Origin of the sequence: Aequitasia blattaphilus (genome assembly GCF_024721305.1) — a bacterium.
Taxonomy (GTDB): Bacteria; Bacillota; Clostridia; order Lachnospirales; family Lachnospiraceae; genus Aequitasia; species Aequitasia blattaphila.
On sequence record NZ_JAMXOD010000002.1, the window covers coordinates 132,514 to 147,001 of the forward strand.

Annotated in this window: 13 protein-coding genes and 1 other annotated feature; of the genes, 1 reads left to right on the forward strand and 12 read right to left on the reverse strand. The window is 38.5% G+C overall.

Going from position 1 to position 14,488, the window contains the following annotated elements:
* The 10 genes from NHH15_RS02085 to NHH15_RS02130 all read right to left on the reverse strand — a co-directional run bounded on the left by NHH15_RS02085 (nt 1) and on the right by NHH15_RS02130 (nt 12,620).
* Nucleotides 1-1,887: a beta-glucoside-specific PTS transporter subunit IIABC gene (locus tag NHH15_RS02085; RefSeq protein ID WP_262064983.1), complete on the reverse strand. Its 1,887-nt coding sequence runs from the start codon at nt 1,885-1,887 to the stop codon at nt 1-3.
* Between the two features lie 129 nt (nt 1,888-2,016).
* The gene (locus NHH15_RS02090; RefSeq protein ID WP_262064984.1) at nt 2,017-2,274 is read right to left on the reverse strand and encodes an HPr family phosphocarrier protein; all 258 of its coding nucleotides are present in this window, start codon (nt 2,272-2,274) and stop codon (nt 2,017-2,019) included.
* 28 nt (nt 2,275-2,302) lie between these two features.
* Nucleotides 2,303-3,121, reverse strand: coding sequence for an HAD family hydrolase (locus tag NHH15_RS02095; RefSeq protein ID WP_262064985.1), 819 nt, complete (start codon nt 3,119-3,121; stop codon nt 2,303-2,305).
* A complete protein-coding gene (licT, locus tag NHH15_RS02100) occupies nt 3,118-3,948 on the reverse strand; it encodes a BglG family transcription antiterminator LicT (RefSeq protein WP_262064986.1) in 831 nt (276 codons plus the stop codon). The genes NHH15_RS02095 and licT overlap by 4 nt, the downstream gene beginning before the upstream one ends.
* Nucleotides 3,949-4,120: 172 nt before the next feature.
* Entirely contained in the window at nt 4,121-5,065 is a 945-nt protein-coding gene (gene metA / locus NHH15_RS02105) for a homoserine O-acetyltransferase MetA (protein ID WP_262064987.1), read from the reverse strand.
* Nucleotides 5,066-5,083: 18 nt separating this feature from the next.
* Nucleotides 5,084-6,991, reverse strand: a complete 1,908-nt coding sequence (thrS, locus tag NHH15_RS02110; RefSeq protein WP_262064988.1) for a threonine--tRNA ligase — start codon at nt 6,989-6,991, stop codon at nt 5,084-5,086.
* Between the two features lie 38 nt (nt 6,992-7,029).
* On the reverse strand, nt 7,030-8,451 hold the full coding sequence (locus NHH15_RS02115; RefSeq protein WP_262064989.1) for a PspC-like choline-binding domain-containing protein: 1,422 nt from the start codon (nt 8,449-8,451) through the stop codon (nt 7,030-7,032).
* A complete protein-coding gene (locus NHH15_RS02120; protein ID WP_262064990.1) occupies nt 8,448-8,885 on the reverse strand; it encodes an acyl-CoA thioesterase in 438 nt (145 codons plus the stop codon). Before NHH15_RS02120 ends, NHH15_RS02115 begins: the two co-directional genes overlap by 4 nt.
* A gap of 59 nt (nt 8,886-8,944) precedes the next feature.
* Nucleotides 8,945-9,155: a binding site (T-box leader), on the reverse strand.
* A 48-nt stretch (nt 9,156-9,203) separates the two neighbouring features.
* Nucleotides 9,204-12,086, reverse strand: coding sequence for an EAL domain-containing protein (locus NHH15_RS02125; RefSeq protein WP_262064991.1), 2,883 nt, complete (start codon nt 12,084-12,086; stop codon nt 9,204-9,206).
* Between the two features lie 27 nt (nt 12,087-12,113).
* Complete coding sequence (locus tag NHH15_RS02130; RefSeq protein WP_262064992.1) at nt 12,114-12,620, reverse strand: SEC-C metal-binding domain-containing protein; 507 nt, start codon at nt 12,618-12,620, stop codon at nt 12,114-12,116.
* A gap of 76 nt (nt 12,621-12,696) precedes the next feature.
* Between NHH15_RS02130 and NHH15_RS02135 the strand changes: the two genes are divergently transcribed.
* Nucleotides 12,697-12,903: a hypothetical protein gene (locus NHH15_RS02135; RefSeq protein ID WP_262064993.1), complete on the forward strand. Its 207-nt coding sequence runs from the start codon at nt 12,697-12,699 to the stop codon at nt 12,901-12,903.
* Here NHH15_RS02135 and NHH15_RS02140 read toward each other — a convergent pair.
* Nucleotides 12,896-13,033 carry a hypothetical protein gene (locus NHH15_RS02140; RefSeq protein WP_262064994.1) on the reverse strand — a complete coding sequence of 46 codons (138 nt, stop codon included), beginning with the start codon at nt 13,031-13,033 and terminating at the stop codon, nt 12,896-12,898. The genes NHH15_RS02135 and NHH15_RS02140 overlap by 8 nt on opposite strands.
* Nucleotides 13,034-13,136: 103 nt before the next feature.
* A complete protein-coding gene (locus tag NHH15_RS02145) occupies nt 13,137-14,417 on the reverse strand; it encodes an adenylosuccinate synthase (protein WP_262064995.1) in 1,281 nt (426 codons plus the stop codon).
* Nucleotides 14,418-14,488 lie beyond the last annotated feature (71 nt).

The window sequence follows — 14,488 nt, forward strand, 5'->3', positions numbered from 1 at the left end:
TTAAGCAATCGCAATAATTGTTTCACCCATAACAACCTTTGTTCCGGTATTTGACTCTATATTCTGATAGTCATCTGTATTTGTAATTAGTACAGGCGTTACAACAGAATATCCTGCATTTTTTATAGCCTCTAAGTCAAACTCCATTAACAAATCTCCTTTTCGAATAATGGCACCTTCTTTTACCTTTACATCAAAGTATAGTCCATCCAGATTTACGGTATTAATTCCCACATGTATCAATACTTCTGCACCTTTATTGCTTTCTAGCCCAATGGCATGTTTTGTGTTAAACACCATACTAACCTTCCCATCACAAGGGGCATATACTTTTCCCTCGGAAGGGTTAATTCCAACTCCTTGCCCTAACGCTCCACTTGCAAAGGCGTCATCCGGAATCTCACGAATGTCTAAAACTTTACCCTTTATCGGGCTTACAAACACTTCTTCTTTCCCGTCTTCTTTAACAGCTTCTACTATTTTATCTTCATTCTCATCTTTATAAGTTGCCATGGTGATTACAAAAGAGATTACGGATGCAATCACAGTTGCTGCTACTACCCACAAAAGACCTGAAATACTCTTTGTGTTTCCTTCGATAAAACTAGGTAAACCAAAAACTCCTAAACCACCAATATTATTTTGTTCTGCTCCTGAAAATCCAATAATTCCCCCTCCAATTGCAGCTCCAATACAAGAAACAACAAATGGTTTTTTCTTTGGAAGTGTCACTCCATAAATTGCGGCTTCTGTTACACCGAAAATACCGGATATAAATGCTGGTAATGCAATATCTTTGAGTTTTTTATCCTTTGTTTTAATGATAATCCCAAGAACTACTGCTGATTGTGCAAAGGATGCTGCAAAAATAGGACTAAGAATCATTGTGGAGCCATTCATTCCTAATTCCATAATTGCAATTGGGATAATCGCCCAATGAAGTCCAAAGATTACTAAAATTTGCCATAGCGCACCTAAGAATACTCCGGCCAAAATCCCGCTGAAGTCAAAGAGTACACCAAACAAAGCTGAAATCAATGAAGAAAGGATACTCATAATAGGTCCAATTACTAAGTATGTCAAAGGTACAATAATTAATAAGGTCAGTAATGGAACAAAAAATGTCTTTATAACTTCTGGAAGAACCTTCTTCCAAAACTTCTCAATTTGAACGGAAACTAAAACTGCTCCAATAATTGGAATTACACTTGATGGATATCCGCTCATCGGTATGATAAGAGGGATTCCTAAAAATGTGCTTTGATAAGCCGTTTCAAAAATCGTTCCTCCAAACAGTACTCCTATGGGCTCTGCCGTTGCCAAAGCAGTCATTGCAGGATAGCAGAGTGCTGCTGCTATTGCCATTCCAATAAATTTATTGCCCTTAAACTTTTCTGATGCCGTATAGCCTAACACAATTGGCAGAAAATAGAAGAAACCATCTGCAATTGCATAAAGAAGCTGATAAGTCGGACTTTCATTTGTTAACACTCCAACAAAAACCAGCAATGCTAAGATTCCTTTTAATATACCAACCGCTGAAAATACCCCTAATATAGGTTGGAAAATCCCTGAAATAGCATCAATAATCGTTGCTCCTATCCCCATTTTTTGAGTCGTTTCATTACTTGCCGTCTTAAAACCACCTATAGCCGCAACTGCCTCATATACCTCGGGAACCTTGTTTCCTATTACAACCTGATATTGACCTGCGCTTTTCATAACAGTAACAACACCTTCTGTTGACTTTAATACTTCATCATTTGCTTTGCTTTCATCTTTCAATTTAAATCGCAGTCTGGTTATACAATGGGTTAAGCTATTAACGTTTTCTTCCCCACCAACATTTTCTATGATTGTTTTTGCCAAATCATCATACTTGTTCATTTCTCTGCCTCTCCTTTTCTTTTTAAAAAAAATAAACCCACATTAAATCCAAAGCATATTTCTGCTTTGCTTTAATCGGGTTTTGCCTTCTTTCGAAGTAACAATCCTTCACTATTATGATCTTTCTTTTTACAAATTTCCTTCAAAAAAATCTTTCATTCCTTGTACTGCAGCTTCCTCGTCTTCTCCCTCCACTTCAACGGTGATAGAGTCATTTTGTTTAATACCGAGGCTCATTAGGGCTAATAACTTTGTCCCAGCTGCCTCTCGTTCTCCTTTCTTAACCACAATCTTTGAAGTATACTTACCGGCCTCCTTTACAAGTAATCCGGCTGGTCTTGCATGCATTCCAATCTCGTCCGTAATCACATACTCAAAACTCTTCATAATTCTGTTTCTCCCTTCTCTTTTTTCTCTATATTAATTTTAATAGATTCATTGCTTTATACACCCCATCTGCTTCCTGTGTATCTGTCACATAATCTGCCACTTTTTTTAGTGCATCTATTCCATTGCCCATAGCCACTCCAATGCCTGCACTTTGAATCATTTCCATATCATTGTATCCATCACCAAAGGCAACTACGTTCTTTTTTTCATATCTACAATGTTTTATAATTCTCTCCATGGCTTTCGCTTTTGTAACACCCTTTTTTTGTATTTCTCCATCTTCATAATCTCTTCCTTGTACAACACTATTTGGAAGAAAGTCAAATTCCGTCTGGAAATTCTCAATCATTTCTTTGTGATAGTCTCCTTGACTAAAATACATAATTTTGTTGATTGTATCAATCTCCTTCAAATCTTTAACTTGGATAAATTCTTCCATAATTTCAGCGACTTGCTCCGCAGGAAAATACCCATCTCTCAAAATCTTATTTCTTACTTTTTCATGACCACTCGCCGTCAAATAAGAGCCTTCGTTGTTTTCCAGTACCGCTGCTATTTCATTATTCATGGATATGAAATCAAGAAGTCTGTGTACCACATCTCTATCCATTTCTTCTTTTAAAATCACTTTGTTTCTATACTCTCCATAGATTCCGCTGCCTAAAACAAATCCATCCCATGCTATTTTACTCAGCTCTTTTGGCAGGCTTCCTTTCGAACGCCCAGAAGCAATGATTAGTTCATGACCCTTTCCTTTGGCCTTATTCAACGCTTCTATGGTTTTAGGTGACAATTTCCCATCACCTCCCAGTAATGTCCCATCTATATCGAAAAACAATATCATCCTTTTGTTATCCTTTCAATTTGTATTGTCAAATCCAGGATTTCACTGGAGCTGACCTCTATTTCATATTCTTTTTTTATAAAATCAGCAATTCGTTTTACACATAGATAAGATTTATGATACCTTTCTGTAACCACTTGCTCGATTACTTCGTCCTGTGCCTGTGTCATCTCGCCGCCAATAACTCTTTGCGCAAAATATTTTATGTATGTCAGGAAATGCTCTGCCTCTGGAGAATCCTCTTCTAATTCAATTCCAAAGAAATACTGAATGATTTTTAATGTGCTTTGAATCAGCTTTGCAATATTGATTGTTTCTGGTAAATCATTCCCCAGTCTTGCATTGATGAAATGCAATGCAATGGACGCCGCTTCATCCTTGGGCATATCTGTCCCTAGTCTTTCATTAATCAAGAGAACCGCCTCCTCCCCGACACGATACTCCTTTTTGTAAAGTCTCTTAATATCGTAAAGCAACGGGTTATGGAATTGAATATTCTCCCTTTGTCTCTCTCTGGCAAAATTGATATGATCGGTTAGGGTAAGGTAAATACTCTCCTGGATTTTATCTTTGATATAAGTCTTTGCATTTTTAACAATCTCTGTAACCAGCTCAAAAATCTCCAATGGAATTTCACTTAATAAATCCTCGAACCGTTGCGCTTCTCCTTTTCCCTCCATACGGAAGATCTTTTCAATCTTATCCTCTTCTATCCTCATTCCAACTTTTTTCCCGAATCCAATGCCTCGTCCCATTACGATAATTTCTCTGTTTTTATGGTCTAAGGAGCTGATAATGTTATTATTAATTATTTTTAATATTTCCATCTTCCTCTCCTCCTTATCGAAAAAAACCACCTAAAAACATTAATGAGATTAATGCTCTAGATGGTTTTGCCGTTTCCGTAACAATCCATAAATCTTCTGTTAGGACAACCTTATCAAACATGCTTTCGTTTGTCAATTTGAAATGTTCATTTTGTGTCTTTTCTACAAAATATCACTCTTTGATTTGTGCAAATTTAAAATCCGGTGCTCCCATCAAATCATACGGCGTCACCTGATATACGTAATAATTCAAGTAATTACTAAACAATGCATTGGAGTGGCTTCTCCAGCTTAAATTCGGACGATTTTCATCATTATCATCCGGATAATAGTTAAAAGGTATCTTTATTTCCATTCCTTTTTCTTTATCTCTTCTGTACTCTCGGTCAAGAGTAATACGGTCATATTCAGAGTGACCCATTACAAAGATCTGCTTCCCTTCCTTCGCCATCAAAAGATATACTCCTGCCTGAGGTGAGTCTGCCAGAATTGTCAGATCCTCACAAGCCTCTATTTTGTCCCGGCTCACTGTAGTATGTCTGGAATGGGGAGCATAAAAAATATCATCAAAACCACGTACCAAAGGCACTTTCCGATTCATTACCTTATGCTCAAAAACCCCAAACATTTTTTCCTCTAAAGGCTCTTTGTCAATGCCATAGTGGTAATAAAGTGCGGCCTGAGCTCCCCAGCAAATATGCAGAGTTGAAGTAACATTCGTCTTCGTCCACTCCATAATCTTCTTTAATTCTTCCCAATAATCCACCTCTTCAAAGGGAAGTGTCTCCACTGGTGCGCCGGTAATAATTAATCCATCCAGCTTATCATCCTTTAACTCATCAAAGGTCTGATAAAATTTATTCAGATGGCTGGTCGGTGTATTTTTTGATTCATGAGAAGATACTGCCAAAAAATGCACATCGACTTGCAGTGGTGTATTGGACAAACAGCGAAGAAGCTGTAACTCCGTATCTTCTTTTAAAGGCATCAAATTTAATACACCAATCTTAATGGGTCGAATGTCCTGATGGGTCGCCCTGTGTTCATCCATTACAAATATATTTTCGTGTTCCAGTATTTCTTTCACTGGCAGTTCATTTTGTACTCGAATCGGCATAGTATCTTTTATCTCCTCTTACTTTATTTCTTTTGAGTCAATCTCGTCTTTCACTTCTTTTATAAATTCATCCAGCTTCTTCTGTCCTAAATCTCCACCAAATCGGCTTCTGACAGCTACCAGCTCTTCTTCCTCTTCTTTTGCACCTACCACTAACATATAAGGAACTTTTTTCATCTGAGCTTCCCGAATCTTGTAACCGATTTTCTCTGCTCTCACGTCAATTTCACCACGAATTCCTGCTTTTCTTAAAGCCTCCAGAACCTTGTTTCCATATTCCATATGTTTATCGGAAATTGGAAGAACCTTCACCTGAACTGGCGCAAGCCAAGTTGGGAATGCTCCTGCAAAATGCTCTATTAAAATTCCAATAAATCTCTCAATCGAACCAAAAGCAACGCGATGAATCATAATCGGTCTATGTTTCTCGCCATCTGCTCCTGTATACTCCAAATCAAATCTTTGAGGCATTTGCATATCTAATTGAATCGTACCACACTGCCACGTTCTTCCTAATGAGTCTTCAAGATGGAAATCAATTTTCGGTCCGTAGAAGGCTCCATCTCCTTCGTTAATGACATAATCCATTTCCATTTCGTCCAATGCACCCTGAAGCCCATTGGTTGCAATTGCCCAGTCTTCATCACTTCCCATGCTGTCTTCCGGTCTTGTCGAAAGCTCTACATGATATTTGAATCCGAAGAGGCTATAGACCTCATCAATCAGTCTGGTGACTCCTTTTATCTCATCTTTTATCTGCTCTTTCGTCATATAGATATGAGCATCATCCTGAGTAAAGCAGCGAACTCTAAACAGACCATGGAGTGCTCCTGATTTCTCATGTCTATGCACCAATCCCAACTCACCTGCACGAAGTGGCAAATCTCTGTAGGAATGTGGTTCATGCTTGTAAACCAACATTGCACCTGGGCAATTCATTGGCTTCACTGCGTAATCTTCCTCATCAATCACTGTTGTGTACATATTATCTTTATAATGATCCCAGTGTCCTGAAGTCAACCATAGTTCTTTGTTTAAGATGATTGGTGTGCTGATTTCAACATAACCATTTTCTCTGTGCAATTCTCTCCAGTAATCAATCAACGTATTTTTCAAAACCATTCCATTCGGCAAGAAAAACGGGAATCCCGGACCTTCATCCGTCATCATAAATAAATCCAATTCTTTCCCAAGCTTTCTATGGTCTCTCTTTTTTGCTTCTTCTAATCTCTCAAGATAGGCTTCTAAATCTGCCTTCTTTGGAAATGATGTTCCGTAGATTCTTGTCAGCATCTTGTTTTTCTCATTTCCTCTCCAGTAAGCACCTGCAAGAGATGTGAGTTTAAATGCTTTCACTGCCTTCGTAGACATTAGATGCGGTCCGGCACAAAGGTCTGTAAAATCTCCTTGCTGGTAGAAGCTGATTTCTTCTCCCTCTGGCAAATCTTCCACTAATTCCACCTTATAAGGTTCGTCCATTTCACGAAGCAGAGCAATAGCCTCTTCTCTTGGTTTTGTAAATCTTTCGATGGCCAGATTTTCTTTTACAATCTTTTTCATTTCTTTTTCGATTTTTTCTAAATCTTCTTCCACGAATGGAATTTCTCTGTCAAAATCGTAATAAAATCCATTTTCTATAGCAGGTCCAATTGCAAGCTTTGTCTCTGGAAACAAGCGCTTAACTGCCTGAGCCATTATATGGGCTGAGGTATGGTGAAAGGCATGGGCTCCATCCTTTGAATCAAAGGTTAATATTTCAAGCTCCACATCCTGATGGATTACCATACGTAAATCAACAAGTTCTCCATCTACCTTTGCAGAGGTTGCCATTCTTGCTAATCCCTCACTAATATCCTTCGCGATTTCAAATACAGACATCGCTTCACTATATTCTTTTACAGAACCATCTTTTAATTTAATTTTCATCTATTCTTCCTCCTTGTTCGTTTGAGTCATGTAAAAAGCTATTCAATCCACTCACCGGTATCATCTACATACCATTGCCCTATCCATTCGTCACGAGCCATTGTGCCATCTTTCTTTAAGTAATAATTACCAACCCAACATTTTTTTGAGAGTCTGCCATCACCACGATAGTGCTTCCAGTTCCCTTTTCCTATGTTCAGCCATCCCGTGTGCATAGCGCCCGATTTGGTTATGTAATATTCTGTGTCTAATTGCAGAAACTCATCCGACGCCATAATACCGTCTGATTTCAGATAATACCATTGGTTCTGATAGAATATCCACTGGCTCCCCAGTTGGCATCCCGAGCCTCCAAAATAAACCCATGTATTTGTCTCAATTTCCACCCAGCCTCTGGCCATACGTCCACCGTTTAACAGAAGATACGTGCCGGTATCGTCACTAATCCATTCGTTATCGGCCATCGAACCATCGGCTTTCAAATAATACCACTCACTATTATAAAATACCCACTGGTTCTTACATTGCTTACCATTTTGGCCAAAATAAATCCATTTGTTATTCTCTTTGACCCAGCCTACGAGCATGTCTCCACCAGAACGAAAACGGTAGGGAACGCCATCTATCGTACGTTTAGATCCATTGTACATAACGCCAATTGTCTGTCCATTACTTTCTGCAGCGTCGAAATAGTACCACTTACCATTTATAAATTCCCAACCAGATATTTTCATTTGTCCATCAGATTTAAAATAAACCCATGAATCTCCCCATTTTTCCCAACGAGACTGATCACCGATATAAGAATTCTTAAATACATAGTAGGTATATGCCCATGCATCATTGATATGAGTAATTGCTACGCCGCCGAAGGTAGGATGACTATGGAAAAATTTCTCATCATAGGGATTCTCCCCCCAGAAAAAACCTGTGTGCATATCTGCACCGGCAGTCTTGCTTTTCATATATATGATGTCACCCTTTTCAAGGACTCCAGAAGACATCATCTCATTTTTCGTTGCAAAACTATATTTTTCAATAGGAGCAGCAAGACAAAAATCCTCCCAGTTAAATCCATTTGCTATACCACCATGGCGGTTTGCCACTTGACCGATTGGTTCGATATCTGCACCTGCTGCTCTCATTGAGTAAGCAACTAATCCAGTACAGCTTAAGCTCGGTGAACCATTGTAAGGATCGCCGTTCGGTGACATTACATTATATTGATTACTTCCTGCCGCAAAAATGCTTCGATAAGGCGTACCCAGTAAGTAACCGTCGTTCTCATGAGCGCTTAAGAATCGATATAGGCTTCCTGGCTGTGCACCCAGATAAACATCCAGCTTCTGCTCAAAGGCATAAGCATTACCTGTTGGAACAAACGTGGATATAAAAATAGTCAGTAAAAGAGCTGTGACCATTCCTACAAAAAACAAAAAACATTTTTTTACTGTATTCATTCGTTTTCCTCCTTATCCTTTTGCAGTCCTTTTAAAAACATTTCATGAAATTGTGAGCTTGCAGTTTTTAAAGACAAAGGTTTCCCCTTCGTTGTGATAAAACAGTGCTTTGTCTCTCCTTTACAATGAACCTGGTTTGTTCGATCACTGATAATCTCATATGAGACCGTCAATTTAATGCCATTATACTCCTTAATTCTCGCCTTCACATAGACGGTATCTCCAAATCCAACCATTCTTAAATACTTTGCATCTACGCTTAAAACCGGGCTCATAATCCCTTCGTCTTCCATTGTCTCATATCCAAGACCAAGCTTCTCCATATAGTCTGTTCTTGCTTCTTCAAACCATCGAATGTAGTTGGAGTGATGTACCACACCCATTTGATCCGTTTCATAGTATTGTACCTTATGCTCGTAAATATGATTATCCACTGCTATTTCCTCCATTTTAAATATAGATATAAAAAAACCCTTGCAATATAAAAAATACTGCAAGGGACGAGTTCATAATTGACTCGCGGTTCCACCCTCGTTGTACCGGACTTATCCGGAACCACTTCATTTTGACGATAACGGTGTCACCGAACCCTATTAAGGCCGCTCAGAGGTGGTTTTCAATTAAGTCTAAACGAAGAAGCTTCCAGCCATGGCTTCTCTCTCTGCATCTTTTCCTTAATCTACTCTTCTCTTCAACGCTTTCCATCTAGGGTATTATAGCACGCTTATTTTGTTCAGGCAAGAGCTCTTTTCTCAAATCTTCTTACCCTTATTTTGATTCATTTGATGGATGATTTCCTTTTTCTCGAAAGGTATATCACAAATTTCAAAAGATGGTTTCCCTAAGAAATAGCCTTGCACATAATCAATTCCCATTTCGATTAAAACTTCCAGCTCTTCCTTTTCTTCTACCCCTTCTGCAATAATCTTAATATTTCGTCCTTTCGCATATTCCACCATATTTCGAATCAAGCTTTGGCGATTATAATCATTGTGTATTCCCTGCACAATTGCCATATCAATCTTAACGTAGTCTGGCTGTATACTGAGTAATGCTGATTCCGAATTATAACCCGAGCCAAAATCATCAATGGCAATATGGGAATGGATGCTTTTGAAATAATCAATCTTCGTCTTCAGTGTATTTTTGTCGGCTTGTTCGCTCTCAATTATTTCAACTACCACATCCTCTGAGTGGATACTGTGTGTATCAAAAAGCTCCTGCAGCCAATTGATATCTAATAATTGATTCGGTATTGAATTCAAAAATAACTTCTTATTCTTGAAAGCCTCTCTATTTTTATCATAACTCTCAATGCTGCATAAAAAGGTAAGCTTTTCAATGTCTGGTAGACGAAATTGATCCGTCGCCAAGCGCATAACATCATCTGGTGAGCTTAATCCATCAATCTGAGGACGCATCAACGCTTCATAGGCAAATATTTCACCCACTTTAATATCCACAATCGGCTGAAAGGCATAACGTATTTTTCTACCCTCAATCAATTTGTTAAGCTTTTCTTTTCCCTGAAGCAGAAGTCCATTCTTCTGGTAGGATTCCATATTAAATTCCTTCAGGACTCCTTTGTAGCTTTTCTTCGCTTCATACATTGCAAAATCAGAGAATCGAATCAATTCGTCATAGTCCAAGCTATCCTCTGGATACCAGGAGACACCTCCTGTTGCTCGTACCGAGACCTCCTCACCATCGGGCATCACCATTTTTGTATGAGCAAATTCATTTTGCAGCTCCCATAATTCATCCAGAGTTTCATTTTTCGAATTGCAATAAGGAATAATCGCAATAAACTCATCTCCTGATATTCGCCCCAGGATTCCATCATCACTATTCGCTTCTACAAAACGTCTTAAAACCTCTGACGCTCTCTTTATATATTGATCTCCACAATCATGGCCATAGGTATCATTCACATACTTCAAGTTATCCATATCCCATATTACTACTGCGGACAACGACCTATTCGGTTCTTGTAAAAGCTGCTTTGCCTTTTTACTAAATACCCCTCGATTTAGCAAATGAGTCAAAGGATCGTAATTTCTTTCTCGTCTCTCCTTCGTTACATCCATTAAAGCAATCAGAGTTTTCTGTTCATCTCGTTTTAAGTTAAAATGCAGCCATTTTTCTTTTTCTCTGTTTATCTCGAAGTCAAACTCATCCTCGGTTAAAAGATATTTTTCTAAACCAGTATCATGAATATACTCTTCGAAGTACTCTCTTGAAAGCTTCCCTTTTAAAAGCTTTCTTTTGTCCATTTCCAGTAAGTCAACTACTTGTCTCGTACTAAAAACAATATCTTGCTCCTTATCAAATTCAACAACACCAAAGGGCAAATCTACAAGCTCAATAATTTGTGAAACTTTCTCCCCATTTTCCTTTACCTTTTTATTCAGCCGACTAATCGCATGACCCAAATCATCGATTTCCATCATATTGGAATCTTCTATTTCAAAATGATCATCTACATTTTGTTTGCTGATTACATTCGACATCTTAACAATCGGCTTTGCAAACTGGATACTGGCCAGCACCGAACTAACGATTGCAATTAGAATGGATGCAAAAAAGGCCATACCAACATTTGCCTTTAACTGATCCGGTCCCTTTAAAAGCGCTTCACTATTATCGGTACCCATTAAAACAAACTCAGCTTTTTCTTGATGAAATTCACTGCCATAAGCAGAGCCCAGCACCTTTACGTCTCCGTAGGTATTGCCCAGCCCTTCCACTTTGTTTAATCCAAAAGAGCTCTTTTCATCCGATACAACTAAATGCTCTTCCAGATTTTGATCGCTGAGAAGCCCTGTTACAACAAGAGGCGTGTATGTATTCTCATCCACTCTCCTTGCCAAAATATAGGAACCCGTCATAGCCGAATCCAATTCTTTAGCCGGCATATAACTGGCGATTTGCTCTTTGCTGATTCCGACACCCACACATCCATACGTAACCCCATCCTTTCGCAATGGAATCACGTATGCCATACGCTCTTTTTCTCCTTCATCCCATGCAAAGCTGCCCAACCAGCTTCCCAATGCGGATTCTTTTAAATACAAATATTTTTCACTTTCTTCCACCAATTTCTCAATGGAAGAAAAAAAGTTTTCTCCTGTCACTGGGCCAAACACTTCACTCCAGTTTTCATGAGCCACCGCATTTGAATTCCTTAGAATATCTGCTTCCCCTACTCTTAGCGTTGTTGTCATCTTGTCACTGGAAAATAAAAGCCCCTTGTGACTCTCATTTTCTTTTTGGGTCAGTATGATAAATGCATCATTAAACTCTTGCGTGTTTAAAAGCGACTCCACTTCAGGAGCCACTCGGGTCAAGAACTCTTTTGCCGAAATATCATCCGCCGATTCTTCTAAAACACTTTGCATTTTAACATGCTTTTCTTCCAACGTATTTCGAATGATTAAGCTTCGACTATCCAATTGATTCCGACGATTATCTATCATATTAATAAAATGGTTGGCGGCATTCTTTTCCAGATTGCCAAACCCACCATTTAATAGAATTGCAAGACAGCAAAGTACACCTTGTACCAAGGTGATTGCTGTCATTATAATTACCAATCGTCCAATGATTGAATACCTGCTCTTTTTTCTCCTCTCCATCTATCTCCTCCCCAAAAGAAACAAATGCTATTTACCGCAGCATTTCTTGTATTTCTTCCCAGATCCACAAGGACAGGGATCATTTCTGCCTATCTTTTTATCTTTGCGAATTGTTCCAGATTCTTTCTGTTCCTTATAAAGCGCTTTTTGCTCTTCTTCCGTAAAAATATCATCCCACTCTGGCAGCTCATAGAGCCATTCTGCCTTCGCATCCACCATATTTTTATAAAGAGTTGCTTCATCAAATATTAAGTTAACGATTGTATCCTCTGTTACTGTGTCTAAATCATTGGGTGTAATCAAACTGTCGTTAATTCCATCCAAGAAACCTACCATCGTAAGAACATCCAGGCCAACCTTCTCCGCAATGTCTTTTAAGCTTCCTTCCAGCTTTTCATTTGGGTTGCTTAATAATTTTTCGTAAACTGCCGTTTCACTTTCAAAATAATTTTCCCAAAACTTCTCTAACTTTCCTCTTTCTTCCTCTTCGTTGTATGCAATTGCTTGCCATTGATCATATAATGATTTTGCCATTTGTAAAACTCCTATCTTTTGTATTATACTAGATACTATACATGGTTCAAAAGAATCTGTAAAGAAAGGATTATCTATGAAAAAATTAAAACGCATTTTAGCACTTGTTGGAGCTGCCTCATTGGCACTTATGTACGGAAGCACACTCCTGTTTGCATTTATTGATCATTCCAAAAGCCAGGGGCTATTAAAAGCCTCCATAGCAACAACCATCCTACTTCCTGTTCTTTTGTATGCCATTACCTTGGTTTACAAACTTGTGAAAAAAGACCCACCTAATTGATGAGTCTTTTTTCTTCGTTCTGTATAACCTTTATCTTTTCTCTTCGTGGATATCGAATCATCTCCTGTATTTTCTCCAAATACTCTTCAATCGATATCGATTCACCCTTAAAAACTTCTTGTCTGTTCATATCATTTCTCCCCTTATGCCATTAACTATATTTATAATACAAAATAAATATGTCAGCATTGTGGCGATTTTCTAAAGTTATGATTATGAAACATTAAGAAATTCTAAATATTTCTAAAGATTATTTCTTTTCTTCCTGGTCCATTGGATACCATTTTAATTGGATAACCAATTTGCTCTTCTACAAATTCAATATATTTTCTACAGTTCTCCGGTAACTTTTCATACTCTGTAATTCCTCGGATATCACTCTTCCAGCCTGGCAAAGTCTTATATACAGGTTTTGCCTTTTCCAATCTTGCAGTGGTTGGGAACTCAGTTGTCACTTCTCCGTCAATCTCATACCCAACACAAACTTCTAACTCATCCAAATAACCTAATACATCCAAAACAGTGAAAGCCACAGAAGTGGTTCCCTGAATTCGGCAACCGTACTTCGATGCAACACAGTCAAACCAGCCCATTCTTCTGGGTCTGCCCGTTGTGGCTCCAAATTCCCCTTTGTCTCCTCCTCGCTTACGTAGTTCATCTGCCTCTTCACCAAATATCTCACTCACGAAAGCGCCGGCACCAACAGCTGAAGAATACGCCTTACAAACCGTAATAATTTCTTTAATTTCATAGGGAGGAATTCCTGCGCCAATACTTCCATATCCTGCTAAAGTAGAGGAAGAGGTAACCATTGGATAAATTCCATGATCAGGATCCTTTAAGGAACCTAACTGACCTTCCAGTAAAATTTCTTTGTTTTCTTTAATCGCATTATTTAAATACAATGAGGTATCACACACAAAAGGCTCTACCATTTTTCTATATTCGGCAAGTTCTGACATAAGTTCATCCTCAGTCAAAAGAGGCTTATGGTAAAGATGTTCAAATAAAACATTCTTTTGTTCCACAACCCTTTTCACTTTATCTTTTAAGATTTCTTCGTCAAAAAGTTCACTTACCTGAAATCCTATTTTTGCAAACTTATCGGAATAAAAAGGAGCAATACCGGATTTCGTGGAACCAAAAGAGTTCTTGCCTAATCGTTCTTCTTCATAGGCATCCAACTTCTTATGATAGCTCATTACAATCTGCGCACGATCCGATACCAATAGATTCGGCATCTTCACACCCTTTTCAACAATTTCCTGTACTTCCTTAAATAATTCCGGTATATCAAGCGCTACACCGTTCCCAATTACATTGGTTACGTTATCGCAGCAAACGCCGGAGGGAAGTGTATGGAGAGCAAACCGTCCATGATCATTGATAATTGTATGGCCTGCATTTGCACCACCTTGAAATCTAACTACTATATCCGCTTTTGGTGCCAGCATGTCCGTGATCTTACCCTTACCTTCGTCACCCCAATTCGCACCTACTACTGCTTTTACCATTTTTATTCCTCCTAGTGTAAACTAACATTAAACCGCAAGCCTCATTATACAACACTTTCTTCCCTCTGTAA

Coding starts and splice junctions, on each gene's coding strand:
- NHH15_RS02085 (WP_262064983.1), bottom strand. CDS start 1,887: ATGAACAAGTATGATGATTTGGCAAAAACAATCATAGAAAATGTTGGT.
- NHH15_RS02090 (WP_262064984.1), bottom strand. CDS start 2,274: ATGAAGAGTTTTGAGTATGTGATTACGGACGAGATTGGAATGCATGCA.
- NHH15_RS02095 (WP_262064985.1), bottom strand. CDS start 3,121: ATGATATTGTTTTTCGATATAGATGGGACATTACTGGGAGGTGATGGG.
- licT (WP_262064986.1), bottom strand. CDS start 3,948: ATGGAAATATTAAAAATAATTAATAATAACATTATCAGCTCCTTAGAC.
- metA (WP_262064987.1), bottom strand. CDS start 5,065: ATGCCGATTCGAGTACAAAATGAACTGCCAGTGAAAGAAATACTGGAA.
- thrS (WP_262064988.1), bottom strand. CDS start 6,991: ATGAAAATTAAATTAAAAGATGGTTCTGTAAAAGAATATAGTGAAGCG.
- NHH15_RS02115 (WP_262064989.1), bottom strand. CDS start 8,451: ATGAATACAGTAAAAAAATGTTTTTTGTTTTTTGTAGGAATGGTCACA.
- NHH15_RS02125 (WP_262064991.1), bottom strand. CDS start 12,086: ATGGAGAGGAGAAAAAAGAGCAGGTATTCAATCATTGGACGATTGGTA.
- NHH15_RS02130 (WP_262064992.1), bottom strand. CDS start 12,620: ATGGCAAAATCATTATATGATCAATGGCAAGCAATTGCATACAACGAA.
- NHH15_RS02135 (WP_262064993.1), top strand. CDS start 12,697: ATGAAAAAATTAAAACGCATTTTAGCACTTGTTGGAGCTGCCTCATTG.
- NHH15_RS02140 (WP_262064994.1), bottom strand. CDS start 13,033: ATGAACAGACAAGAAGTTTTTAAGGGTGAATCGATATCGATTGAAGAG.
- NHH15_RS02145 (WP_262064995.1), bottom strand. CDS start 14,417: ATGGTAAAAGCAGTAGTAGGTGCGAATTGGGGTGACGAAGGTAAGGGT.